Here is a 23158-nt window from a genome sequence, read left to right on the forward strand (position 1 = left end):
CCGCGATCGCATTTCGCGCGAAAAACCAGTGACAGATCAACCGCAATCCCCCAATATGGATTTTCCATCAAGATGATTACGCGGGTGCCAGTCTATGCTGAAAGTGAATGAGTATTTTGCCGGAAAAGTGAAGTCTATCGGTTTTGACAGTAGCAGCATCGGTCTTACCAGCGTGGGCGTGATGGAAGAGGGCGAATACACCTTCTCCACCGCGCAGCCGGAAGAAATGACGGTGATCACCGGGGCGCTGAAAGTGCTGCTGCCGGGGGCGCCGGACTGGCAGGTGTTTACGCCGGGCGAGAAGTTCTTCGTGCCGGGGCACAGCGAGTTCAACCTGCAGGTGGCCGACGCCACCGCCTATCTGTGCCGCTACCTGAGCAAATAAACGTTGCTCGTTAGGGGAACTCAGGGCTCAGCGAAGGCTGGGCCCTGGTCGTTTCTGAGGCGGGATTAACGCTGGGCTTCGCCGCCGAGCGCTTCGATGGTGTTTTTGATCAACGCCGCCAGCTCGCTGGTCATCAGGATAAAGTCGGCGTCAAAGCGCTGGGCGAAGTCATCGCGATCGATATCGTCGTTCTGCTCGCGCAGCGTGTCGGCGAACTTCAGGCGCTTGAGCGAGCCGTCGTCCGACAGCATCAGCTGGATGCGCTCCTGCCAGTCCACCGCCAGCTTGGTCACCAGCTTGCCGGCTTCGATGTGCACCGCGATTTCGTCGCTGATCAGATTCTGCTTCTTGCAGCGGATCACGCCGCCTTCTTCCAGAATCGCTTTCAGTTCCGCTTCATCCTGAATGGCGAAGCCGGCCGGCATCTCGCCGGAACGCACCCATTCGGTCAGCGTCAGTTCGATCGGGCTTTCCATGGTCAGCGGCACTACCGGCAGCGAGCCGAGGCTTTTGCGCAGCAGCGCCAGCGTGTCTTCGGCGCGTTTGGCGCTGGCGGCGTCGACCATGATCAGATCGTTGACGGTGTCGATCCACATGAAGGTCTGGTTGAAGCGGCTGAACGCGCGCGGCAGCAGGCTGTGCAGCACTTCATCTTTCAGCGCGTCCTTCTCGGTTTTCTTCAGTTTGCGGTGTTGCTCCGCCTCCAGGCGCTCAATCTTGGCCTGCAGCTCTTGCTTGATCACCGGCGACGGCAGGATTTTCTCTTCCTTGCGCGCGCAGATGACGATTTGGCCGTTGACCGCGTGCGTCAGCGCATCGCTGTGCGAGCCCATCGGGGAGACCCAGCCGGTCTTCGCCATGTCCTGGCTGCCGCACGGCGTGAAGGCGAACGCGCTGAGTTGTTTTTCCATTTCATCCGCGTTTAACGCCACTTCGCGGCTCAAACGGTAAACCATCAAATTCTTAAACCACAGCATAATGTTATCCCTGGCTGGGCGTGCGTTCGGCACGCTGATTCGTCAAAAGCAGGGCGGCATGATAACGAATTGACGCTGAAAAATCGCCCCATTCTCTCCGAATTGCGTCGCTTTGCGCACCGGGGAAGGACGGGACGGAGAATGGGAAACAGGTGATTCATTCGCGCGCTTACATTAGGCTGTGACAACGCTGCGTGGCATCGAGGAGAAAAAATACGTGCGCATTGGCATCGACTTGGGTGGAACAAAAATTGAAGTGATCGCGTTGGCGAATGACGGGCGGGAGCTGTTTCGCCATCGCATCGCCACGCCGCGCCATGACTACCGGCAAACCCTGGCGGCGATCGCCGGACTGGTGAAATTGGCGGAGGATCATACCGGCGAACGAGGATCGGTCGGGATCGGCATTCCCGGCACGCTGTCGCCGTTTACCGGGCGGGTGAAGAACGCCAACTCGGTGTGGCTCAACGGCCAGCCGCTGGATAAGGATCTGTCGGCGCTGCTGGCGCGCGAGGTGCGCATCGCCAACGACGCCAACTGCCTGGCGGTGTCGGAAGCCACCGATGGCGCCGGCGCCGGCGCGAAAACCGTGTTTGCTGTCATCATCGGCACCGGCTGCGGCGCCGGCGTGGCGCTGAACGGCCAGGCGCATTCCGGCGGCAACGGCATTGCCGGCGAATGGGGCCACAACCCGCTGCCGTGGCAGGATGACGATGAGCTGCGTTACGCCCGCGAAGTGCCGTGCTACTGCGGCAAACCGGGCTGCATCGAAACCTTTATTTCCGGCACCGGTTTCGCCATCGACTATGCGCGCCTGAGCGGCAACGCGCTGCAAGGGCATGAGATCATGGCGCTGAGCGAGCGGGGCGATGCGCTGGCGGAGCAGGCGATCGTACGTTACGAAATGCGATTGGCGAAATCGCTGGCGCATGTGATCAACATGCTGGATCCGGACGTGGTGGTGCTCGGCGGCGGCATGAGCAACGTGGATCGCCTGTACCGCACGGTGCCGCAGCGAGTGAAAGACTGGGTGTTCGGCGGCGAGTGTGAAACGCCGATCCGCAAGGCGGTTCACGGCGACTCCAGCGGCGTGCGCGGCGCGGCCTGGCTGTGGCCGCAACAGCAGCGCTAAGCGTTGCAACAAAGCGCGAGGCTGCTCGCGCTTTAAACCCTTCACTGTACAAAAACTGGACGGCGTTTTATGCTTTAGCTAACTTAGCTAAGGAGAACGCGTATGCCGATTCAGGCCAATATGCACGAAGCCAAATCCAATCTGAGTCAGTTGGCGGACAGAGCCGCGGAGGGAGAAACCGTGATTATTGCAAAAGCAGGGAAGCCCTATGTACAGCTGGTCGCCATCAAGGGGGAAGCGCGCCGCCCTGGCGCCGCCAAGGGCAAGTTCACCGTGCCGGCGGATTTCAACGCGGGGGATGCGGCCATTGCGGCGTTGTTTGAGGGCGATGAATGAAGCGCCTGTTGCTGGATACCCACGCGTTGCTGTGGTGGTTGATTGATGACGCCTGCCTGGGCGCGAACGCCAAAAGGCAGATCGCCGATCCGGGCAATGCGGTGTACGTCAGCGCGGCCAGCATTTGGGAGATCTCGATCAAGCAGGCGCAGGGCAAACTGGCGCTGCCGGAAGACATCTTTGCGATCATCGAGGCCGAAGATTTTCTGTCGTTGCCGATGGACGCCTTTCACTGCCAACAGGCCGGGCAGCTGCCGCCCTATCATCAGGATCCTTTCGATCGCATGCTGAACGAACAGGCGCAGGCCGAGGGGCTGACGCTGATCTCCGCCGACGCGGTGTTTCCGCAGTACGGCGTGCGGGTGGCGGACGCCCGCCGTTAAGCCGGCTTTTCCTCGCTTTCGCTGCGCACCCGTTCGATATGAATGGTCAGAAACATCATCTCTTCCGTGGTGAGCTGATGCTGATAGTGCTTTTCGATGTGGCGGTTGATCTTGCCGGCGCAGGCGAAAGACTCGCGGTATTTCTCTTTCACCACCTGATACAGCGAGTCGTCGTCGCTGTCGACGTAGTTTTTCCCCAGCAGGCGCTGGGCGAAGAACTTCAAATGGGTGACGAAGCGGTGGTAGCTAAGGGATTCCTCATTGTAATCAAAGCGGAAATGGTATTTGACCAGGTTGAGGATCTCTTGCATCACGCGGGTGATGTGCAGCGTGTTATGCATCTCGTCGTTAAGCTGAGCGTTGACCAGGTGCAGGGCGATAAATCCGGCTTCGTCTTCCGGCAGCGCGGTATCCAGCCGCTGGGCGATCAGGGCCAGCGCCTCCAGCCCGACGGCGAATTCGGCCGGATAGAGTTTTTTAATCTCCCACAGCAGCGCATTTTTGATATCCAGCCCTTGCGCATAGCGCTGCAGGGCGAAGTGGATGTGATCGGTCAGCGTGATGTAGACGATGTTATGCAGCTTGCCCGGCAGGCGTTCGCGGGCGAGGGTGATGATTCTGTCGGCGGTGGTGACGCAGGCCAATGGGATCTCGGCGAGCAGCTCTTTATAGCGCTCGGCGATTTCTCCGCCGTTATGGGTGAAGACCTTTTCGATCAGGCTTTCGTCCAGCGTATCGCCGGGCTTCTTTTTAAAGCCGATTCCTTTTCCCATCACCACCGTCTCTGCCTGACGGTCGTCCAGCGTAATCACCACGTTATTATTGAGTATTTTAGCGATTTTCATGGTTTTTCCCGGTGTTTCAGCATCCTGAAAACGAAAAAACCTGACGCCCGGAAGCGATCCCGGGCGTCAGGTTTTGCCTGTATTTTATCTTTCTGCCCTGCGGCCTGAGCGGCGGAGGGGATACAGTAACAATCCTGTTATGCTGGCATAATAACCCGTGCCCGCCGCGGCTCAACGCTTTTCACCGCGGAGTGCCGCCGCGGTCACACTTCTGCGCCGCGAGCCGCGGGATCATTCCAGCCTGAAGTGCGCCTCCAGCCGGCTGACGCCGAGCCCGTTGACCTTTTTCACCTTGATCTGCACCGGAATGCGTTCTTTCATCGCCTCGACGTGGCTGATCACGCCGATGGTTTTGCCGGAGGCGTTCAGGCTGTCCAGCGCGTCCAGCGCGGTATCGAGGGTTTCGGCATCCAGCGTGCCGAAACCTTCGTCGAGGAACAGCGAGTCAATGCTGGTTTTGTGGCTGACCAAATCGGACAACGCCAGCGCCAGCGCCAGGCTGACCAGGAAGCTCTCGCCGCCGGACAGGGTGCGGGTATCGCGCAGCGCGTCGGCCTGCCAGGTGTCCACCACCTGCAGCTCCAGCGCGTCGCTGGTCTTACGCTGCAGCAGGTAGCGCCCGTGCAGCCGGCCGAGTTGAAGGTTGGCCAGATACACCAGATGATCGAGCGTCAGCCCCTGAGCGAAGCGGCGGAATTTGTCGCCCTCTTTTGAGCCGATCAGCTGGTTGAGACAGCTCCAGTCGTCGTAGTCTTGCTGGCTGCGGGCGATCTGTTCGAACAGCGCCTGTTGATTGAGACGGCGTTCGGCGTCGCTTTCCAGCTGGTTGCGCAGTTCGCCCTGGCGCAGCTGCAGCGCCTTCAACTGCTGTGCCAGTTCGGCCAGCGATTGGGTGAGCGCATCGAGATCCGCGTTGGCTTCATCCACCCCTTCAGGGCGGTTTTGCCGGTGCTGCTCCAGCGTTTGCGTCGCCTGCGTCAGCAGGGCGGCGGCCTCCACCTGCCGCTGTTGCAGCTGTTCTTTGCGCTGTTGCAATTCGCGGCGCAGGACATCGTCCAGCAGCGCGGCGGTGAAGGCGGTTTCATCGGCGAATTCGCTGTCGGCCAGCGCCTGCTGCCACTGCTGCTGCGCCTGCTGCAGCCGCTCCTGCATCTGAGTGTGTTGATGTTGCAGCCCGGCCTGCTGGCCGGCCAGGCGTTCGCGCAGTTCCTGCGCCTTTTGCCACTGCTCGGCGGCCTGAACGCTGGCCTGTTCGCAGGCGGTTTGTTTGGCGCGCAGCTGTTCGCGCACCTCGGCGACCTGCTGTTCGCCGAACAGCGCCAGCCGCTGCGTGCGTCGTTCGGCAAGGGTCTTCTCGCCTTCTTGCCAGCGTTGATGCAGCTCTTGCTGCTGTTGCAGGCTGTCGGCGTGGGCTTTCTGCAGCAGCGTAAAGCGTTCTTCGAGCAACGCCAGCTGTTGCTGCGTCTGCTGCTGCTGCGTTTGCAGAGCGATGAGCGCATCCTTCGCCTGCTGTACCGCCTGCGCCGCCTGTTCATGCTGTTGCAGCGCGTGTTGCCCGCGCCGTTCTTCGTCGTCGCAGCCGTTCAGCCAGGCGCTGAGTTGCTCGCCATCCGCCAGCGTAAAGTCGAACGCCAACGGCGCGCTGAGCTGCCGCCACTGCTGCTGTTGGCCGGCCAGCTGTTGTTCATCCTGCGCGATGGTTTGCTGCTGACGCTGCAATTGCTGTTGCAGGTTGTCGTAACGGGCTCGCAGCTCGACGCCTTGTTTTTGCAATGCTTCGGTCTGGACTTTCATTTGCTCCAGACGTTGCGCGGTTTCTGACAGTTTTACCTCTTGGTATTGTTCTACCGCCGGGTGCTCGCATGAGCCGCACAGCGGGCAGGGGGCGCCGGGTTGCAAACGGGCGCGCTCGGCCTCCAGACCCACGATCCGTTGTTCCAGCGCATAGGTTTTTTCAACATCGGCCTGGTGGGCTTTCTGCTGCTTAAATTGCTGACGGATGAGTTCTAGCTGTGGTTCCAACTGGGTAAGTTCATGTTGGCCGCTGTTTAGCTCTTGCCGCTGTTGTTCCAGCCGTTTAACGATTTGCTGCGATAAAGAAGCGAGAGCAAATAACTGCCGGCGCGTCGGGCGCAGATCCGCCAGGGCGCTCAGGCGTTGGCGCAGCGGGGCCAACGGCGTTTGCGCCTCCAGCGCCTGTTGCTGCTGTTGTTGAACGGCCAGCGCTTCGGTCAGCGCGTTCAACTGCTGCTGATGCTGTGCGGCCTGCGTCGTCAGTTGGCTGCGCTGGGCGGTGAGCTGCTCCAGCGCGGTCTGCTGCTGGGCGCATTGCTGCGCGGCGGCATCGCCGGCCTGTCGCCGCTCGGCCTGTGTCGACTGCAGTTGGGCTATTTGATGGTCGAGCGGGGCCACCTGGTCATCGATCAACTGTTGCTGTTGCCGCATATGCTCGGCATGGGTTTGCTGCGCCAGACGGGTTTTTTCCACCGCCTGCTGCAGCGGCGCCAGCTGCGCCGAGTGCTGTTCCTGTTGTTGCGTCAGCTGGGCTGCCTGCTGTTGTATCGTCTGCAGCTCGGCGCGGCAACGATCGCGTTCGCCGCGCAGCGGCCGCAATTTCTCGGCCGGCTCGCTGCGCGCCAGCCGCTGCAGCTGCGGGGCGGCCTCCGCCTGCTCGCGCTGGGCGGTGTCCAGCCGCAATTGCCCCTCGCTTTGCTGTTGCCGGAGGCGTTGCCATTGCTGCAGCCAGCTCAGCGCCTGTTGCTGCCGCTGGGTTTGCTCGCCGAGGGCGATTTCCTGCGCGCTCAGCGCCGTCAGCTGTTCGGTCAGAGACTGGCGCTGCTCGTCGTTCAGCAGTTCGATGCCGCTGGCGCGTTGATGCAACGCATCCAGGTCGGTTTTGGCCTGCTTGTGCGACTCGAACACCTGTTCGGACAACCGCCCGTAGATTTCGGTGCCGGTCAGCTCTTCCAGCAGTTCGGCGCGATCGTTGGCATCGGCGTTGAGGAACGCGGCGAACTGCCCCTGAGACAGCATCATCGATTTGGTGAAGCGGCCAAAGTCCAGCCCGGTGATGGCGGCGGTAAGCTCCAGCTTGTCGCGCACCTTGTCCGCCAGGATCTTGCCGTCCTCGCGGCGCGCCAGTTCGACCTTCGGCGCCTGCAGATTGCCGTCCGGCGCATTTTTGGCGCGGCGCTGGCTCCAGAAGGCGCGATAGCCGACGCCCTTGACCTCGAACTCGACCTCCGCCAGCGATTCGGCGGTGTGGCGGGTCATCAGTTCATTCTGGCTTGGCGTGACGTTGAGGCGCGGCGTCTGGTGGTACAGCGCCAGGCAGATGGCGTCCAGCAGGGTGGTTTTGCCCGCGCCGGTCGGGCCGGTAATGGCGAACAGGCCGTTGCTGGCGAACGGCTCGGCGGTGAAGTCAATCTTCCATTCGCCCTGCAGCGAGTTGAGGTTTTTTAACCGCAGGCTGAGGATTTTCATGGGTTGCTCTCTTCAGGGTTGTGCTGCACCGCCTCGACCACCTGGCGGAACAGTTGATGCATCCGCCGTTGGCGCGCTTCGGGCATGTCGACCTCCTGCGCCAGGCGCCGTTCGAACACCTCGTTGACGCTCAGCTCGTTGAGCGTTTCCTTATCCTGCTGCGCGATCGCCTGGCGGCGCTGCTCTTTACTGCGCCGCAGCAGCACCACTTCCACCGGCAGCTCATCCGCCATCAGCTGGATGCGGCGCTGGATGTCGCTGAGGTAGTCCTGCGTCGCCACTTCGATATCCAGCCACACCGGCAGCTCGCCGGCATGGTCGGCAAATTGCCGCAGCTGCCGTTCGATCTCGGCCAGATCGCCTTTGATCAGTTGCATGGGCTGAAACTGCGGGATCGTTAACGCGTCTACCCGCTGCAAAGCGCCGTCGGCGAAATCGACCAGGAAGACGCTTTTGGCTTTGCCCAGCTCATCGAAGCTGAGCGGGATCGGTGAGCCGCTATAGCGAATATGCTCCGATTTGGCGACGTTCTGCGCGCGGTGAATGTGGCCGAGCGCGATATAGTCGGCGGGCGGGAAGGCCTGCGCCGGGAAAGCGTCGAGGGTGCCGATATAGATGTCGCGCACCGAGTCGGAGGTGGTGACGCCGACGGTGGTCAGGTGGCCGGTGGCGACGATCGGCAGCGGTAGGCCCAGCTGGTCGCGGCGCTCGCAGGCCGCCTGATACAGCGCTTGGTAATGTTCGGCGATGGCTTCCTGCAGCGCCTGCTGTTTCTGCGCGCCGGATTCGCCGGCGCGGCTGGTGAGCAGATCGCGCGGCCGCAGGAACGGGATGGCGCACAGCACCGCGCCCGGCTGGCCGTCGCGTTGGTTAAGCACCACGATCTGCTGTTCCGGGGCGCCCTGCGCGCTGGCGATCACCGTGGTGTTCAGGCAGGAGAGCAGTTCACGCGATTCGTTCAGCGTTGCGACCGAATCGTGGTTGCCGCCCAGCACTACCAATTGGCAGCCGGTGCGCTGCAGTTCCACCACGAAGCGGTTGTACAGCTCGCGGGCATAGCTGGGCGGCGAGCCGGTATCGAACAGATCCCCGGCGACGATCAGCGCATCCACCTGCTGCTGTTCGATCTGTTCGATCAGCCAGTTCAGAAAAGCCTGGTGCTCGGCGGCGCGGCTTTTGGTGAAAAAGTACTGGCCAAGGTGCCAGTCAGAGGTGTGGATCAGGCGCATGACACTCCCGGATGCAAAGATAATGGCGATGATTATAAAGGCCGCGGCGGCGGCTGTCCCGGCGCAATGATGATGACAACCGGATGATTTTTCTTTACTGCGGGAAATAATCGCTATGCTTACTGCCTATAACAGCCGGTTTTTTTCATAAAAGTGTCACAAAACTGACGCATAATGGCGCCCGAAAAGTCGCTAACACATTGGCAGGATTGACGATGGCAAGACGCATACTGGTGGTGGAAGACGAAGCGCCGATCCGTGAGATGGTGTGCTTTGTGTTGGAACAGAATGGTTACCAACCGTTGGAAGCCGAGGATTATGACAGCGCCGTGACGCGTCTGTCTGAGCCGTTCCCTGATTTGGTGTTGCTTGACTGGATGTTGCCCGGGGGTTCCGGCATTCAGTTTATCAAACATATGAAGCGCGAAGCGCTGACCCGCGATATCCCGGTGATGATGTTGACCGCGCGCGGCGAAGAAGAAGACCGGGTGCGCGGCCTGGAAGTGGGGGCGGATGATTACATCACCAAGCCGTTCTCGCCGAAGGAGCTGGTGGCGCGCATCAAGGCGGTCATGCGCCGCATTTCGCCGATGGCGGTGGAGGAGGTGATTGAAATGCAAGGGCTGAGCCTGGACCCGTCCTCCCACCGCGTGATGGCGAACGATCAGGCGCTGGACATGGGGCCGACCGAGTTCAAGCTGCTGCACTTCTTTATGACCCACCCGGAGCGGGTTTATAGCCGTGAGCAGTTGCTTAATCACGTCTGGGGCACTAACGTTTATGTGGAAGACCGTACCGTTGACGTGCATATCCGTCGGCTCCGCAAAGCGTTAGAAACCAGTGGGCATGATAAAATGGTTCAAACCGTTCGGGGCACCGGCTACCGGTTCTCAACGCGCTACTGATCGCGCCGCGCTGGAGAATATGCCGTGTTAGAACGTCTGTCGTGGAAGAGGCTGGCTCTGGAGCTGGCTCTTTTCTGTCTGCCCGCCTTACTGCTGGGGCTGATTTTCGGTTATCTGCCCTGGTTCCTGCTGGCCTCCGCGCTGGCTGCGCTGGTGTGGAATTTCTACAACCAGCTCAAACTCTCCCATTGGCTGTGGATCGACCGCAGCATGACGCCGCCGCCCGGCCGCTGGAGCTGGGAGCCGCTGTTCTATGGCCTGTATCAGATGCAGCAGCGCAACCGCCGCCGCCGGCGCGAGCTGGCGCTGCTGATCAAGCGCTTTCGCAGCGGGGCCGAATCGTTGCCTGACGCGGTGGTGATGACCACTGTCGAAGGCAATATCTTCTGGTGCAACGGGCTGGCGCAGCATCTGCTCGGCTTTCGCTGGCCGGAAGACAACGGCCAGCACATCCTTAACCTGCTGCGTTATCCGGAATTCAGCCACTATCTGCAACAGCAGGAGTTTTCGCGCCCGCTGACGCTGCAGCTGAACAACGAACACTACGTCGAATTCCGCGTGATGCCGTATTCTGAAGGGCAACTGCTGATGGTGGCGCGCGACGTCACCCAGATGCGCCAGCTGGAGGGCGCACGGCGCAACTTCTTCGCCAACGTCAGTCATGAACTGCGCACGCCGCTGACGGTGCTGCAGGGCTATCTGGAGATGATGGGCGACGAAGAGCAGGATGGCTCGCTGCGCAGCAAGGCGCTTAGCACCATGCAAGAGCAGACCCGCCGGATGGACGGGCTGGTCAAGCAGCTGCTGACGCTGTCGCGCATCGAGGCGGCGCCCAATGTCGACATGAACGAGCGGGTGGATATTCCGCTGATGCTGCGGGTGTTGCAGCGCGAGGCGCAATCGCTGAGCGGCGGCAATCACGAGATCACCTTCCGGGTGAACGAACAGCTCAACGTGTTCGGCAATGAAGATCAGTTGCGCAGCGCGGTGTCTAACCTGGTGTACAACGCGGTCAACCACACGCCGAAGGGCACCCATATCGAAGTCAGCTGGCAGCAGACGGCGCACGGCGCGCAATTCCAGGTCAGCGACAACGGGCCGGGCATCGCCGCCGAGCATCTGCCGCGCCTGACAGAGCGTTTTTATCGCGTCGACAAGGCCCGTTCGCGCCAGACCGGCGGCAGCGGGCTGGGGCTGGCGATCGTCAAGCACGCGCTCAGCCATCACGACGCGCGGCTGGAGATCCTCAGCGAACCGGGGATCGGCACCCGCTTTATCTTTACCTTGCCCAATCGGTTGATTGTTCCCGCCGCTTTATCAGAGAATGCGGTGAAAAATTAACGCGAGACACCGGTATGACCCGAATTACCCGAGGGCTGTTGCTTTGCCTGGCGCTGCTGGCCGGACGCGGCGCGCTGGCGCAGCCTGACGGCATGTTGGCGGGCAACCTGTCCAGCGTCGGCTCCGACACGCTGGCGAATTTGATGGCGCTGTGGGCGCAGGATTTCAGCCAGCATTATCCCAACGTCAACCTGCAGATCCAGGCCGCCGGTTCGTCGACCGCGCCGACCGCGTTGGCGGCGGGCGCCGCGCAGCTGGGCCCGATGAGCCGGCCGATGAAGGCGGCCGAGGTTTCGGCGTTCGAACACCGTTACGGTTATGCGCCGCTGGCGGTGCCGGTAGCGGTGGATGCGCTGGTGGTGTTGGTGCATCAGGACAATCCGCTGCGCGGCCTTAACCTGCAGCAGCTCGATCGCATTTTCTCCGCCACCCGGCGCTGCGGTGAAAGCCAGCCGCTGACGCGCTGGGGCGAGCTGGGGCTGCGCGGCGACTGGGCGACACGCTCGCTGCAACGCTTCGGCCGCAACTCGGCGTCCGGCACCTACGGCTATTTCAAACTGCGCGCGTTGTGCGGCGGCGATTTCATGCCGCGCGTCAATGAGCTGCCTGGTTCGGCTTCGGTGGTGCAGGCGGTGGCCGGTTCGCTCAACGGCATCGGCTACGCCAGCATCGGTTTTCGCGCCAGCGGCGTGCGGCTGCTGCCGCTGGCGGAGTCGGGAGAAGACTATGTCGCGCCTACCGCCGCCAACGTGCGTAACGATCGCTACCCGCTGTCGCGCTATCTGTATATCTACATCAACAAAGCCCCCAATCAACCGCTGGAGCCGCTGACCGCCGCGTTCCTCGATCGCGTGCTGTCGACACCAGGGCAAAGCCTGGTCAACCACGACGGCTATCTGCCGCTGCCGCCGGCCGCCCTGCAGAAGACTCGTCAGGCGCTCGGGTTGCCACCGCTCGCGCTGGCCACGGCGCAATAAGCGACAAAAATCGGCGTGATTTTCGCCTTTTTTCACGGCAAAACGGAGCTTATACCACGCGAAAACCGGGCATTTATTGGCGTTTTCGCGCGGTAATGCGATATATGCTTCACGTTTCGTGAATTCATTGTTCAAAAATGATACAAATCATGTAGTGTATATTTATTGATAGCCAATATGATCGACTGGTGGCTAAAGTTTATATGGTCGATAGCTCTGCTTTTCGCCGTGCGTCTTGCCTTGAAGCGCTATAAACGTTTACCTTAGCCTTCGTTGTCGGATTAAACCTCCATTTTTATAACTCCTAAAATTTTGCCCATCTTCATGAGCGGCCACTTTCGAATAGGGACATAAACGCCGGATCGACTGCGTTTAGGGTGCTTATTTGGCGCTGCGACGATCGGGCATGCCGGCAACCGGGTGGGGCGTTTCGCCACCACGCTATCGGACAATTTTTTTTCATTTGAACAGGCAACACGACATCGTATGAGTCATCGTTTAACGTCAAAAGATATCCTGGCACTGGGCTTCATGACCTTTGCCTTATTCGTTGGGGCCGGGAACATCATCTTCCCGCCGATGGTCGGCTTGCAGTCCGGTGAACACGTCTGGATCGCTGCGCTGGGCTTCCTGCTCACCGCCGTGGGCCTGCCGGTCATCACCGTCATCGCGCTGGCGCGCGTCGGCGGCGGCATCGACGCCCTCAGTTCGCCGATCGGCCGCGGCGCCGGCCTGCTGCTGGCGACCGTCTGCTACCTGGCCGTCGGCCCGCTGTTCGCCACGCCGCGCACCGCCACCGTGTCCTTTGAGGTGGGCATCGCCCCGCTGACCGGCGACGGCGCCATGCCGCTGTTCATCTACAGTCTGGTGTATTTCGCGCTGGTGATCGGCATCTCCCTGTATCCGGGCCGTCTGCTCGATACTGTCGGCCACGTGCTGGCGCCGCTGAAGATCGTCGCGCTGGCCGTACTGGGTATCGCCGCGCTGCTGTGGCCTGCCGGCGCGCCTATCCCGGCGACGGCGGCTTATCAGAGCGTGCCTTTCTCCTCCGGCTTCGTTAACGGCTATCTGACCATGGATACGCTGGGCGCGCTGGTATTCGGCATCGTTATCGTCAACGCGGCGCGCTCGCGCGGCGTGAAAGACGCCGGTCTGTTGACCCGTTACACCATTCTGGCCGGTTTGATCGCCGGCGTGGGTCTGACGCTGGTTTATCTGAGCCTGTTCAAGCTGGGCTCCGGCAGCGGCGCGCTGGTGCCTGACGCCACCAACGGCGCGGTGATCCTGCACGCTTACGTTCAGAACACCTTCGGCGGCCTCGGCAGCTTCTTCCTGGCGGCGCTGATCTTCATCGCCTGCATGGTGACCGCGGTAGGCTTGACCTGCGCCTGCGCCGAGTTCTTCGCGCAATACCTGCCGTTCTCTTACAAGACGCTGGTGTTTATCCTGGGCCTGTTCTCGATGGTGGTGTCCAACCTCGGCCTGAGCCACCTGATCCAGATCTCCATTCCGGTGCTGACCGCGATTTATCCGCCGTGCATCGTGCTGGTGGTGCTGAGCTTCACCCTGCGTTGGTGGCACAGCGCGCCGCGCATCATTGCGCCGGTGATGCTTGTCAGCCTGTTGTTTGGTATTCTTGACGCGGTGAAAGCGTCCAGTTTCCAGCAACTGTTGCCGGCCTGGTCCACTCACCTGCCGCTGGCGGAGCAGGGGTTGGCATGGTTGCCGCCTTCGCTGCTGATGTTGGCGCTGGTCGCGATTTATGATCGGGTGTGCACGCGTTCCCAAGTGACCGCGCACTGATAATCCCCCGGCTAAATCCAGGGCCACGGACATGTCCGTGGCTTTTTTTCGTTTAAAACTATGGGTCATTTTCATGCAACAACAGTCACCCACCACTGCCCCCGACAATAAGCTGAAACGCGGCCTCAGCACGCGTCATATCCGCTTTATGGCGCTGGGATCGGCCATCGGCACCGGGTTGTTCTACGGCTCGGCGGACGCCATCAAAATGGCCGGCCCGAGCGTGCTGCTGGCTTACCTGATCGGCGGCATCGTGGCCTTTATCATCATGCGCGCACTGGGGGAGATGTCGGTCAACAACCCGCAGGCCAGCTCATTTTCCCGCTACGCGCAGGACTACCTCGGCCCGATGGCGGGTTACATCACCGGCTGGACTTACTGCTTTGAGATCCTGATCGTCGCCATCGCCGACGTGACCGCCTTCGGCATCTATATGGGGGTCTGGTTCCCGGAAGTGCCGCACTGGATCTGGGTGCTGAGCGTGGTGCTGATCATCGGCGCCATCAACCTGATGAGCGTCAAGGTATTCGGCGAGCTGGAGTTCTGGTTCTCGTTCTTCAAGGTCGCCACCATCATCATCATGATCGCGGCCGGCATCGGCATCATCATCTGGGGTATCGGCAACGGCGGGCAACCGACCGGCATTCATAACCTGTGGTCGAACGGCGGCTTCTTCAGCAACGGCGTTATCGGCATGATCCTGTCGCTGCAGCTGGTAATGTTCGCTTACGGCGGCATTGAAATCATCGGCATCACCGCCGGCGAAGCCAAGGATCCGAAAAAATCGATTCCCAAAGCCATCAACTCGGTGCCGTGGCGCATTCTGGTGTTCTACGTCGGCACGCTGTTTGTCATCATGTCGATCTACCCGTGGAACCAGGTGGGCACCAACGGCAGCCCGTTCGTGCTGACCTTCCAGCATATGGGCATCACCGTGGCGGCGGGCATCCTCAACTTCGTGGTGATCACCGCTTCGCTGTCGGCGATCAACAGCGACGTGTTCGGCGTCGGCCGCATGCTGCATGGCATGGCCGAGCAAGGGCACGCGCCGAAGATGTTCAGCAAGGTGTCGAAACGCGGCATTCCCTGGGTGACGGTGGTGGTGATGATGCTGGCGCTGCTGCTGGCGGTATACCTCAACTACATCATGCCGGAGAGCGTGTTCCTGGTGATCGCCTCCCTGGCGACCTTCGCCACCGTGTGGGTGTGGATCATGATCCTGTTCTCGCAAATCGCCTTCCGCCGCAGCCTGAGCAAAGAGCAGGTGAAGCAGCTGGCGTTCCCGCTGCGCGGCGGGGTGTTCACCTCGGTGGTGGCGATCGTGTTCCTGGTGTTCATCATCGGCCTGATCGGTTACTTCCCGACCACGCGCGTCTCGCTGTACGCCGGCCTGGTCTGGGTGGTGTTGCTGCTGGCGGGGTACTGGTTCAAGGTCAACCATCAGAAAAAACGCGTGCCGTTGGCGACGCAGCAAGACTAAATGGAAAAACACCGGCTGAGGCCGGTGTTTTTTTAGAGGCAGGCGTTAAGCGAAGTCCAGCTTGCGCAGTTTCGAAACGTCGATGGACTGCCTGGCCTGCCACAGATCGTAAGCATCTTGCATGCCCATCCAAACCTGTTCGGAACTGCCTATCACGATGGACAGGCGGATGGCCATTTCCGGCGAGATATCGGACTTTCCGCTGATCAGGCGTTGAACCGTAGACGGCGCGACGTCCAATGCTTTGGCCAGCGCGCGCGCGCTGAGATTCAGCGTTTCCATGGTTTCTTTGATCAATTCTCCAGGATGAGGAGGATTATGCATGCGGTTCATTAGTGATAGTCCTCATAATTCACGATATAAACATCACCCTCGACCAGTTCAAACGTGATACGCCAGTTGCCGGTGACGGTGACGGATCACTGCCCGCTGCGAGCGCCCGTTAGCGGGTGCAAGAAGAAGCCGGGCAGATCTACGTCATCAATCACTTTCGCCAGATCCAGCACGCTCAGCCGCAGCGCGATTTTCTTCGCCTGCTTGGCGTCGATACCTGCCGTTGAACCGGTTTCGAAAAACTTTTTGAGTCCCTTATGCTTGAAGCTTCTTATCATCCTGATGGCTCCATGAGTGTTGCGTGTGGCGCAACAAGATGGGGCGTTTTTTAACCTGCTATGCCAAGCGTTTGTCTTCCGCTTCCTCCTCCCCGGCGGCGCGCGCTTCGATGCGCATGCCGCCGTCGTTCAGCCGTTCCTCCTCTTCCTCGCCGGCGCAGCGCGCCAGCACTTCGCGAATGTCCTGCAGGTTGCTGCTGAGGGCGCTCAGCGAAGGTTGCAGATTGCGGGGCATGCGGCTTTCATCCAGCGACGCGTTGTGCAGGCAGCCGATAAACAGCAGGGTGGCCAGCAGGGTAAACAGCCGATGACGTATCCGTTTCAGCAAGGGCTTTCCCTCTCGGTGGTGAAGGTGATGGCGCATTAACGCCGTTTTCGCCGGGGAAAAGAAGGGGATGGAGATATCTGCTGGCAATTGAAAGAGAATAATTACCAGCAGACACAGTTACGTCAGCCGACGTCAGGAAGCGTTCGCGCTTTGTCGCAGCATGCCGCGCAGGTCATTGCCGGTTGGCGTCTGATGCACGCGCAGGCCGAACTCGTCGATCACCGCCAGGATATGGTCGAAAATATCCGCCTGAATACTTTCGTACTCCGCCCAGACCGTGGTGTTGGTGAAGGCGTAGATTTCCAGCGGCAGGCCCTCCGGCGTCGGCGCCAGCTGGCGCACCATCAGCGTCATGTTCTGGTGAATGCGCGGGTGAGCGCGCAGGTAGGCTTCCAGATAGGCGCGCAGCGTGCCGAGGTTGGTCAGGCGGCGGCCGTTGAGCGGCGAGGCCAGATCGACGGCGATCTCCTGGTTGTGCTGGCTCAGCTCCTGGGTCTTAACGTTCAGGTAGCTGTGCAGCAGCGGGTTGCGCTGCAGGCGGCGCTGTTCCTCTTCCGACAGGAAGTGCACGCTGCCGGTGTCGATATTCAAACTGCGCTTGATGCGGCGCCCGCCGGATTCCGACATCGACCGCCAGTTCTTGAATGAGTCGGAGATCAGCGCGTAGGTGGGGATGGTGGTGACGGTGTTGTCCCAGTTGCGCACTTTGACCGTGGTCAGGCCGATGTCGGTGACCGCGCCGTCGGCGCCGTATTTCGGCATTTCCAGCCAGTCGCCGATCTTCAGCATGTCGTTGGCGGAGAGCTGGATGCCGGCCACCAGCCCGAGGATCGGATCCTTGAACACCAACATCAAGACCGCGGTCATGGCGCCCAGGCCACTGAGCAGCAGCAGCGGCGATTTGCCCATCAGCAATGAGACGATCATGATGCCGATCAGGATCGCCGCCACCAGCTTCAGGCCCTGGAAAATGCCGCGCAGCGGCAGCTGATTGGAAATCGGGCTTTGGCGCAGCAGCGCCAGCAGCGTATCCAGCAGCGAGAACAGCGACAACAGGGTGAAGGCGAGGATCCACACCTGCGCGGCGGTGACGATCACCGCCTGAGTCTGGCTGCCGCTCTGCAGCCACAGCGTCGCCTGGATGCTGATGATCACCCCTTGCAGCAGCAGCGCCACGCGCTGGAACAGTTTGTATTGGGTGATGGCCTGTTGCCAGACGCGCTGCGACTGCTGGCCACGGCGCTGAAGGGCCGCCAACACCACCCGGTGCAGCACCAGGTGGATCGCGACCGAGATCAGAACAATCAACCCCAATACCATCAACAGCGACATCACTCCGCCGAATTCCAAACCAAACTGTTCCAGCCAGCGCGTTATCTGTTGTTGCATTACCGCTCCTTAAAAAATGCGCAAAAAATATCCTGTAAACTTAAAACGCGTTAGCCTAAGGGGTAACGTGCAGGATTTGTGCCTGTTTACCTTTTTTTACATCAAGTTAGCGTTATTTTTCAGTCTCCGCCCCCCGGCTCATCCCCGGGTTTTGCGGCCAGAGAGGAGGGGGAGTTGCACTTAACGTGGCATTGTTCGTTTTTGAAGAACGCCGTCGATTTCGTTTGGTACAGCAGGAGAACAGTATGCTTAACGCCTGGCATCAACCGGTCCCGCCTTTTGTGGTGAAACAAGGGCAACGTTTGGATATCACGCTGTGGTTACAAGGGGATGAACTGCCGGAACGGGTATTTTTGCGCGCCGAACCGGACAACGAAGAGTGGCTGCTGACGATGAAAGCGCAGCGCCACGAGGGGATGCGGCGCTACCAGGCCAGCCTGACGCTGAATGAGGGCGAGCCGACGCGGCGTTACTGCTTCAAGCTGCTGTGGGCCGATCGCCAACAGTGGTTCGGCCCGCAGGGCTGGTCGCCAACGCCGCCGGGCCAGCTGGCGCAGTTCGCCGTCGACGATCCTGACAATGGCCCCGCGTGGGTGGCGGATCAGCTGTTCTACCAGATTTTCCCCGATCGCTTCGCCAGCAGCGGCGGCGAGCACGGCATCCAGAGCGGCAGCTATCGCCATCACGCGGCCGGCGCCGAGGTGATTCGGCGCGACTGGCAGCACCCGTTGGAGGATCGCCACGCCGCCTCGACCTTTTACGGCGGCGATCTGGACGGCATCAGCGCCAAACTGCCGTATTTGCAGCAGCTGGGCGTGACGGCGCTGTATTTGAACCCGATTTTTACCGCGCCGAGCGTGCATAAGTACGATACCGAGGACTATTACCAGGTCGATCCGCACTTCGGCGGCAACGCGGCGCTGCAGCGTTTGCGAGTGAGCACTCACAAAGTGGGCATGAAACTGGTGCTGGACGGGGTCTTCAACCACACCGGCGACTCGCACCCGTGGTTCGACCGCCATCGTCAGGGCGAAAACGGCGCCTGTCACCACCCCGATTCGCCGTATCGCGGCTGGTTCAACTTTTACCCGGACGGCCGCGCGCTCGACTGGAAGGGCAACGCCAGCCTGCCGAAGCTCAATTTCGCCGAGCCGCAGGTGGCGGAAGCGATTTATCAGGGGGAAGGCAGCGTGGTGCGTCACTGGCTGCGCCCGCCGTACAGCATCGACGGCTGGCGGCTGGACGTGGTGCATATGCTGGGGGAGAACGGCGGCGCCACCGGCAATCTGCGCCACCTGGCGGGCATCTATCAGGCGGTGAAGCAGGAGAATCCACAGGCCTATGTCTTGGGCGAGCACTTCGGCGACGCGCGCCGCTGGCTGCACGCCGGCGTGGAGGATGCGGCGATGAACTACATGGGGTTCGCGTTGCCGGTGCGGGCGTTTTTGGCGGGGCTGGACGTGGCCTACCACCCGGTGCGGCTGGACGCCGCCGGGTGCGCGCAGTGGATGGACGGTTACCGCGCCGGGCTGCCGCACAGCCGCCAACTGATCCAGTTCAATCAACTGGACAGCCACGATACCGCGCGCTTCCTCACGCTGTTGCAGGGGAATGCGGCGCGCATGCAGATGGCGGCGGTGTGGTTGCTGAGCTGGATCGGCGTGCCTTGCCTCTACTACGGTGATGAGATTGGTCTGGATGGCGGCAACGATCCGTTTTGCCGCAAGCCGTTCCCATGGGACGTCGGCGACTGGGATCGGCCGTTGTTGACGCTGTTCCAGCGCATGGCGGCGCTGCGTAAACAGAGCCTGGCGTTGCGCCGAGGCGGCTGTCAGGTGCTGTACGCCAGCGGAGAAACGCTGGTGTTCGTGCGCCTGTATCAGCAGGAGCAGGTGTTGGTGGCGCTGCAGCGCGACGGCAGCGGCCAGGCGCAGTTGCCGCACAACCCGCTGTTGGCCCGCGGCCCGTGGCGGCGTGTGGAAGGGCGAGGCGAGTTGAGCGAAACGACAGGAGGGTTGCGCCTGCAGTTGGCGGAAGAGTCGGCCACCGTGTGGCGTTGCGAGGGCTAAAGGGAGTGCGGGGGCAGAAACGCCCCCGCGGTTAAGGTGAGTGGGTGTTTACATCAGTAACCGACCGCGGAGCCTGCCGGGCGGCGCACGTCGTTGGCGCCGTACAGATAGCCTTCGCGCACTTTGCCGGATACCGCCGAATCGTTGCCGGAGTTGGCCGGGCTGACGCCCGCCGCGCCCGGCAAACCGACCAGAATCAGTTCGGCGGCGCCCCACGGCGTTTGCTCGACCATCTTGTAGCCCATGCCGCTCAGCAGCTTCAGCGTATCGGCGGAAACGCCGCGCTGTTCGTAGTACACCTCATCCGGCAGCCATTGGTGATGGATGCGCGGTGCGTCCACCGCTTCCTGCGGCGCCATGCCGTGGTCGATCACGTTCAACGCGGTCTGCAGGGTGATGGTGATGATGCGCGAACCGCCCGGCGAGCCCAGCACCATAAAGATCTTGTTGTCCTTGGTCACCAGCGTCGGGCTCATCGACGATAGTGGGCGCTTACCGGGGGCAATGCTGTTGGCGGTGCCCTGTACCAGCCCGTACAGGTTTTTCTCGCCCACTTTCACCGTAAAGTCGTCCATCTCGTCGTTGAGGAAGAAGCCGGTACCCGGTGCGATGACGACAGCGCCGAAGCGACCGTTGACGGTATAGGTGGTGGAAACCGCGTTGCCGTCGTGATCGACGATCGAATAGTGGGTGGTTTCCGGCTTCTCATGCGGCTCCATGCCGGGCTGCACGTTTTCCGACGGCGTGGCCTTGTCCGCGACGATTTTCTTGCGGATCTGCTCGGCGTAGCTCTTGCTCACCAGTCGGTCGATCGGGTTCTTGATGAATTCCGGGTCGCCAAGGTAGGTGTTGCGATCCATGTAGGCATGGCGCATCGCTTCGGTCATGGTGTGAATGGCCGCCGCCGAGTTGAAGCCCATGCTTTTCAGATCATAGCCTTCCACCACGTTGAGGATTTCGCACAGCGTCACGCCGCCGGAACTGGGAGGCGGCGCTGACACGAACTTGTAGCCGCGATAGCTGCAGGTGATCGGCGGGGTTTCGGTGACTTTATAGTTGGCGAAGTCGGCGGCGGTCAAAATGCCGCCGCCCTGTTTGGCCGCCGCCTCTACCGCCTGCGGGATCTTACCTTTATAGAAGGCGTCGGTTCCGCCTTTGGCGATGGCTTCCAGCGTGTTGGCCAGATCGGTTTGCACCAGCTTGTCCCCCGGCTGCAGCGGGCTGCCGTCCGGGCGCAGGAAGATTTTGGCCGATTCGGGATCCTGCCTGAAGCGCGCGATGGTGGTGTCGAGGATATCGGTGTCGGCGCGGGTCAGCACAAAGCCTTCGCGCGCCAGCCTGATCGCCGGCGCCAGCACCTGTTCGCGGCTCAGTTTGCCGTACTTCTCACGCGCGGTTTCCATCCCCAGCACGGTGCCCGGCACGCCCGCCGCCAGATAGCCGTACAGGCTGGCGTCTTTCTTCACCTTGCCGTCGGCGTCCAGATACATGTTGGCGCTGGCCGCCGCCGGCGCGGTTTCGCGGAAGTTGATGAAGGTATCGGTGCCGTCCGCCAGGTGGACGGTCATAAAGCCGCCGCCGCCGATGTTGCCGCAGCAGGGGTTCACCACCGCTTGCGCATAGCCGACCGCCACGGCGGCGTCGATGGCGTTGCCGCCCATCTTCAGGATATCCACCCCGACCTGCGAGGCCAGATGCTGCGAGGTGACCACCATGCCGTTTTGGGCTTCCACCGCTGGGTTGGATGCCGCATACAGGCTGCCGCTGACCAGCAGCGCCGCCATGGTCAGGGGTTTGCTCCATTTCTGTAAAAACATAGTTATTCCTACCCTGTCAGTTTTTTATTGTGTTGTGTTTGCTTGCCGCTGTTCGCTTGCAAAGCGCGAGCCAGCGTTATTGATAGTAGCCGCAGATGGGCATTCGCGCGGCGAACTGGGCGGGAAATGTGAGCGGAAACAGGGAAATAAAGCACTGAAGACGGGCGGTCTGCCCCAAAAAGGGGCATAAAAAAACCGGCCGCGTGGGCCGGTTGATTCACTATCAGGCTGAAATTACAGCTTGGCAGCGTTTTCAGACAGGTATTTTGCCACGCCGTCTGGGGAAGCGCCCATACCTGCTTTGCCTTTTTCCCACTGAGCCGGGCAGACTTCACCGTGCTCTTCGTGGAATTGCAGCGCGTCAACGGTACGGATCATTTCGTCGATGTTACGGCCGATTGGCAGGTCGTTAACAACCTGAGCACGCACGATGCCGTCTTTGTCGATCAGGAAGGAGCCGCGCAGCGCAACGCCGGCTTCCGGGTGTTCGATGCCGTAAGCTTTCTGGATTTCACGCTTAACGTCAGCAACCATTGCGTATTTCACTTCACCGATGCCGCCTTTGTCGACAGGGGTTTTACGCCATGCGTTGTGGACGAATTCTGAGTCGAAGGAAACGCCAACCACTTCAACGCCACGCTTCTGGAACTCTTCATAGCGGTGATCGAAAGCGATCAGCTCGGAAGGGCATACGAAGGTGAAGTCCATTGGCCAGAAGAACAGCACGGCCGGTTTGCCGTTCAGGTGCTTCTTCAGGTTGAAGTTTTCAACGATTTCGCCGCTACCCAGTACGGCAGCTGCAGTGAAGTCAGGGGCTTGACGAGTTACCAGGACCATAATTACTCCTGTAATAGGTGTTAAAGGGTGGATGTAAAAACAAGGGCCAGTATAGGGGCCATGACTTGGTGAATAAAGGGTAAAAGACCAATCAATGAGATAGCTTTTACCTATCAAAGTCGTTGATATAATTTATCAAGCTTTAAAAATAACCTTTTCCTGCAAAAGGGCAAGCGGCAAAACGTAAATTCTTGCAAGGCGCTGCAATTTCAAAAGCTTGGGCTTGACCTCAGAGCGTTTTTTCCTTCGCCTGCTGCATCATTTGCGGATAAAACTGCCAGAATTGTGTTTCAAGCTGATGATAATGTTGTTCGACGTCGGCGAACGAGCCGGCCAGCGCTTCGAGGCGCGGACGGCGGCTGGCCATGCCCTGCAATACCCGGGCGATGAACGGCAATTCGGCGTAGCGTTCCAGCCAGCGTTCCGGCCACAGATAGCCGTTCAGGTTCTGAAAACGCGGCGGCGTGAGCGGCAGGTAAGGTTCGATCTGGCTGCGGGCTTCCTGGGTAAACTGGTGCAGGTCGCGTGAAGGCTCCAGCTGCTGCCAGTGGCGCGCCAGAAAATGGTCCCACACCACGTCGAGGGTGATCGGCGCCACGCGGCGGTAGGGGGCGCTGAAATAGTCGCGGCAGGCTTTCACCTGCGGCAGGCTGTCGGTCAGCACGTCGACGCGGCGGTGCATCATGATGCCGGCCACGACCTCGGGCTGGTAGTCGGCGGCGGGGTTGCCGCGAACGAAATCGGCCAGCAGGTTGCCCAGCAGCGAGCTGTCTGCCAGCATGGCCAAGTGAAGGTGAGCGAGAAAATTCATCCCTCAACTATACCTGAAGT

At 60.8% G+C, this 23158-nt stretch carries 20 protein-coding genes and 1 pseudogene; 10 read left to right on the forward strand and 11 right to left on the reverse strand.

All coding sequences use genetic code 11. The features are described 5' to 3' along the window. Positions 1-94 precede the first annotated feature (94 nt). Positions 95-385, forward strand: coding sequence for a pyrimidine/purine nucleoside phosphorylase (ppnP, locus tag IT763_RS04460; RefSeq protein ID WP_004940463.1), 291 nt, complete (start codon positions 95-97; stop codon positions 383-385). 65 nt (positions 386-450) lie between these two features. On the opposite strand, the gene rdgC is transcribed toward ppnP, so the two are convergent. Then, entirely contained in the window at positions 451-1362 is a 912-nt protein-coding gene (gene rdgC, locus IT763_RS04465; protein WP_004940461.1) for a recombination-associated protein RdgC, read from the reverse strand. A gap of 217 nt (positions 1363-1579) precedes the next feature. Here rdgC and mak point away from each other — a divergent pair, with 217 nt between their 5' ends. The 3 genes from mak (at position 1580) to IT763_RS04480 (ending at position 3213) form a co-directional block, all read left to right on the forward strand. Further along, positions 1580-2494: a fructokinase gene (gene mak, locus IT763_RS04470; protein WP_143778597.1), complete on the forward strand. Its 915-nt coding sequence runs from the start codon at positions 1580-1582 to the stop codon at positions 2492-2494. Positions 2495-2596: 102 nt separating this feature from the next. After that, the gene (locus IT763_RS04475; RefSeq protein WP_016928893.1) at positions 2597-2830 is read left to right on the forward strand and encodes a type II toxin-antitoxin system Phd/YefM family antitoxin; all 234 of its coding nucleotides are present in this window, start codon (positions 2597-2599) and stop codon (positions 2828-2830) included. Further along, positions 2827-3213 carry a type II toxin-antitoxin system VapC family toxin gene (locus IT763_RS04480; RefSeq protein WP_206195210.1) on the forward strand — a complete coding sequence of 129 codons (387 nt, stop codon included), beginning with the start codon at positions 2827-2829 and terminating at the stop codon, positions 3211-3213. The genes IT763_RS04475 and IT763_RS04480 overlap by 4 nt, the downstream gene beginning before the upstream one ends. On the opposite strand, the gene licT is transcribed toward IT763_RS04480, so the two are convergent. The 3 genes from licT to sbcD all read right to left on the reverse strand — a co-directional run bounded on the left by licT (position 3210) and on the right by sbcD (position 8770). Beyond that, complete coding sequence (gene licT / locus IT763_RS04485) at positions 3210-4058, reverse strand: BglG family transcription antiterminator LicT (protein ID WP_016928891.1); 849 nt, start codon at positions 4056-4058, stop codon at positions 3210-3212. The genes IT763_RS04480 and licT overlap by 4 nt on opposite strands. Before the next feature lie 231 nt (positions 4059-4289). Further along, complete coding sequence (gene sbcC, locus IT763_RS04490) at positions 4290-7541, reverse strand: exonuclease subunit SbcC (RefSeq protein ID WP_049299689.1); 3252 nt, start codon at positions 7539-7541, stop codon at positions 4290-4292. Then, entirely contained in the window at positions 7538-8770 is a 1233-nt protein-coding gene (sbcD, locus tag IT763_RS04495) for an exonuclease subunit SbcD (protein ID WP_206195211.1), read from the reverse strand. Before sbcD ends, sbcC begins: the two co-directional genes overlap by 4 nt. 215 nt (positions 8771-8985) lie before the next feature. Here sbcD and phoB point away from each other — a divergent pair, with 215 nt between their 5' ends. The 5 genes from phoB to proY all read left to right on the forward strand — a co-directional run bounded on the left by phoB (position 8986) and on the right by proY (position 15276). Continuing rightward, the gene (gene phoB, locus IT763_RS04500) at positions 8986-9675 is read left to right on the forward strand and encodes a phosphate response regulator transcription factor PhoB (protein ID WP_004940438.1); all 690 of its coding nucleotides are present in this window, start codon (positions 8986-8988) and stop codon (positions 9673-9675) included. 24 nt (positions 9676-9699) lie between these two features. After that, positions 9700-11016 (forward strand): phosphate regulon sensor histidine kinase PhoR, encoded by a 1317-nt coding sequence (phoR, locus tag IT763_RS04505; RefSeq protein WP_004940434.1) that lies wholly within the window; start codon positions 9700-9702, stop codon positions 11014-11016. Between the two features lie 14 nt (positions 11017-11030). Then, positions 11031-11993: a PstS family phosphate ABC transporter substrate-binding protein gene (locus IT763_RS04510; RefSeq protein ID WP_016928888.1), complete on the forward strand. Its 963-nt coding sequence runs from the start codon at positions 11031-11033 to the stop codon at positions 11991-11993. 486 nt (positions 11994-12479) lie between these two features. Next, positions 12480-13796 carry a branched-chain amino acid transport system II carrier protein gene (gene brnQ, locus IT763_RS04515; RefSeq protein WP_016928887.1) on the forward strand — a complete coding sequence of 439 codons (1317 nt, stop codon included), beginning with the start codon at positions 12480-12482 and terminating at the stop codon, positions 13794-13796. 73 nt (positions 13797-13869) lie between these two features. After that, positions 13870-15276, forward strand: coding sequence for a proline-specific permease ProY (gene proY, locus IT763_RS04520; RefSeq protein ID WP_028128209.1), 1407 nt, complete (start codon positions 13870-13872; stop codon positions 15274-15276). Between the two features lie 45 nt (positions 15277-15321). On the opposite strand, the gene IT763_RS04525 is transcribed toward proY, so the two are convergent. The 4 genes and pseudogenes from IT763_RS04525 to IT763_RS04540 form a co-directional block, all read right to left on the reverse strand. Continuing rightward, positions 15322-15609, reverse strand: a complete 288-nt coding sequence (locus IT763_RS04525) for a HigA family addiction module antitoxin (RefSeq protein ID WP_025160069.1) — start codon at positions 15607-15609, stop codon at positions 15322-15324. Further along, a pseudogene (locus tag IT763_RS04530) lies at positions 15609-15887 on the reverse strand (type II toxin-antitoxin system RelE/ParE family toxin). The gene IT763_RS04525 and the pseudogene IT763_RS04530 overlap by 1 nt, the downstream one beginning before the upstream one ends. A 58-nt stretch (positions 15888-15945) precedes the next feature. Next, complete coding sequence (locus IT763_RS04535; protein WP_049299687.1) at positions 15946-16215, reverse strand: hypothetical protein; 270 nt, start codon at positions 16213-16215, stop codon at positions 15946-15948. Positions 16216-16347: 132 nt separating this feature from the next. Then, complete coding sequence (locus IT763_RS04540) at positions 16348-17604, reverse strand: mechanosensitive ion channel family protein (protein ID WP_016928882.1); 1257 nt, start codon at positions 17602-17604, stop codon at positions 16348-16350. 245 nt (positions 17605-17849) lie between these two features. Here IT763_RS04540 and malZ point away from each other — a divergent pair, with 245 nt between their 5' ends. After that, a complete protein-coding gene (gene malZ / locus IT763_RS04545; protein WP_103686955.1) occupies positions 17850-19673 on the forward strand; it encodes a maltodextrin glucosidase in 1824 nt (607 codons plus the stop codon). A gap of 53 nt (positions 19674-19726) precedes the next feature. Here malZ and ggt read toward each other — a convergent pair whose 3' ends face one another. The 3 genes from ggt to IT763_RS04560 form a co-directional block, all read right to left on the reverse strand. Then, positions 19727-21490, reverse strand: coding sequence for a gamma-glutamyltransferase (gene ggt, locus IT763_RS04550; RefSeq protein WP_049299685.1), 1764 nt, complete (start codon positions 21488-21490; stop codon positions 19727-19729). A 234-nt stretch (positions 21491-21724) separates the two neighbouring features. Beyond that, complete coding sequence (locus IT763_RS04555) at positions 21725-22327, reverse strand: peroxiredoxin C (RefSeq protein WP_004940403.1); 603 nt, start codon at positions 22325-22327, stop codon at positions 21725-21727. 229 nt (positions 22328-22556) lie between these two features. Next, positions 22557-23138 carry an ACP phosphodiesterase gene (locus IT763_RS04560; RefSeq protein WP_033641155.1) on the reverse strand — a complete coding sequence of 194 codons (582 nt, stop codon included), beginning with the start codon at positions 23136-23138 and terminating at the stop codon, positions 22557-22559. Between the last annotated feature and the right edge of the window lie 20 nt (positions 23139-23158).

Origin of the sequence: Serratia sp. CMO1 (assembly GCF_015689115.1) — a bacterium.
Lineage (GTDB): Bacteria > Pseudomonadota > Gammaproteobacteria > Enterobacterales > Enterobacteriaceae > Serratia > Serratia marcescens.

Excerpts from the sequence above, each read along its gene's own strand:
- ppnP (WP_004940463.1), top strand. The coding sequence starts at position 95 with ATGCTGAAAGTGAATGAGTATTTTGCCGGAAAAGTGAAGTCTATCGGT.
- rdgC (WP_004940461.1), bottom strand. The coding sequence starts at position 1,362 with ATGCTGTGGTTTAAGAATTTGATGGTTTACCGTTTGAGCCGCGAAGTG.
- IT763_RS04475 (WP_016928893.1), top strand. The coding sequence starts at position 2,597 with ATGCCGATTCAGGCCAATATGCACGAAGCCAAATCCAATCTGAGTCAG.
- IT763_RS04480 (WP_206195210.1), top strand. The coding sequence starts at position 2,827 with ATGAAGCGCCTGTTGCTGGATACCCACGCGTTGCTGTGGTGGTTGATT.
- licT (WP_016928891.1), bottom strand. The coding sequence starts at position 4,058 with ATGAAAATCGCTAAAATACTCAATAATAACGTGGTGATTACGCTGGAC.
- sbcC (WP_049299689.1), bottom strand. The coding sequence starts at position 7,541 with ATGAAAATCCTCAGCCTGCGGTTAAAAAACCTCAACTCGCTGCAGGGC.
- sbcD (WP_206195211.1), bottom strand. The coding sequence starts at position 8,770 with ATGCGCCTGATCCACACCTCTGACTGGCACCTTGGCCAGTACTTTTTC.
- phoB (WP_004940438.1), top strand. The coding sequence starts at position 8,986 with ATGGCAAGACGCATACTGGTGGTGGAAGACGAAGCGCCGATCCGTGAG.
- IT763_RS04510 (WP_016928888.1), top strand. The coding sequence starts at position 11,031 with ATGACCCGAATTACCCGAGGGCTGTTGCTTTGCCTGGCGCTGCTGGCC.
- brnQ (WP_016928887.1), top strand. The coding sequence starts at position 12,480 with ATGAGTCATCGTTTAACGTCAAAAGATATCCTGGCACTGGGCTTCATG.
- proY (WP_028128209.1), top strand. The coding sequence starts at position 13,870 with ATGCAACAACAGTCACCCACCACTGCCCCCGACAATAAGCTGAAACGC.
- IT763_RS04525 (WP_025160069.1), bottom strand. The coding sequence starts at position 15,609 with ATGAACCGCATGCATAATCCTCCTCATCCTGGAGAATTGATCAAAGAA.
- IT763_RS04540 (WP_016928882.1), bottom strand. The coding sequence starts at position 17,604 with ATGCAACAACAGATAACGCGCTGGCTGGAACAGTTTGGTTTGGAATTC.
- malZ (WP_103686955.1), top strand. The coding sequence starts at position 17,850 with ATGCTTAACGCCTGGCATCAACCGGTCCCGCCTTTTGTGGTGAAACAA.
- ggt (WP_049299685.1), bottom strand. The coding sequence starts at position 21,490 with ATGTTTTTACAGAAATGGAGCAAACCCCTGACCATGGCGGCGCTGCTG.
- IT763_RS04555 (WP_004940403.1), bottom strand. The coding sequence starts at position 22,327 with ATGGTCCTGGTAACTCGTCAAGCCCCTGACTTCACTGCAGCTGCCGTA.
- IT763_RS04560 (WP_033641155.1), bottom strand. The coding sequence starts at position 23,138 with ATGAATTTTCTCGCTCACCTTCACTTGGCCATGCTGGCAGACAGCTCG.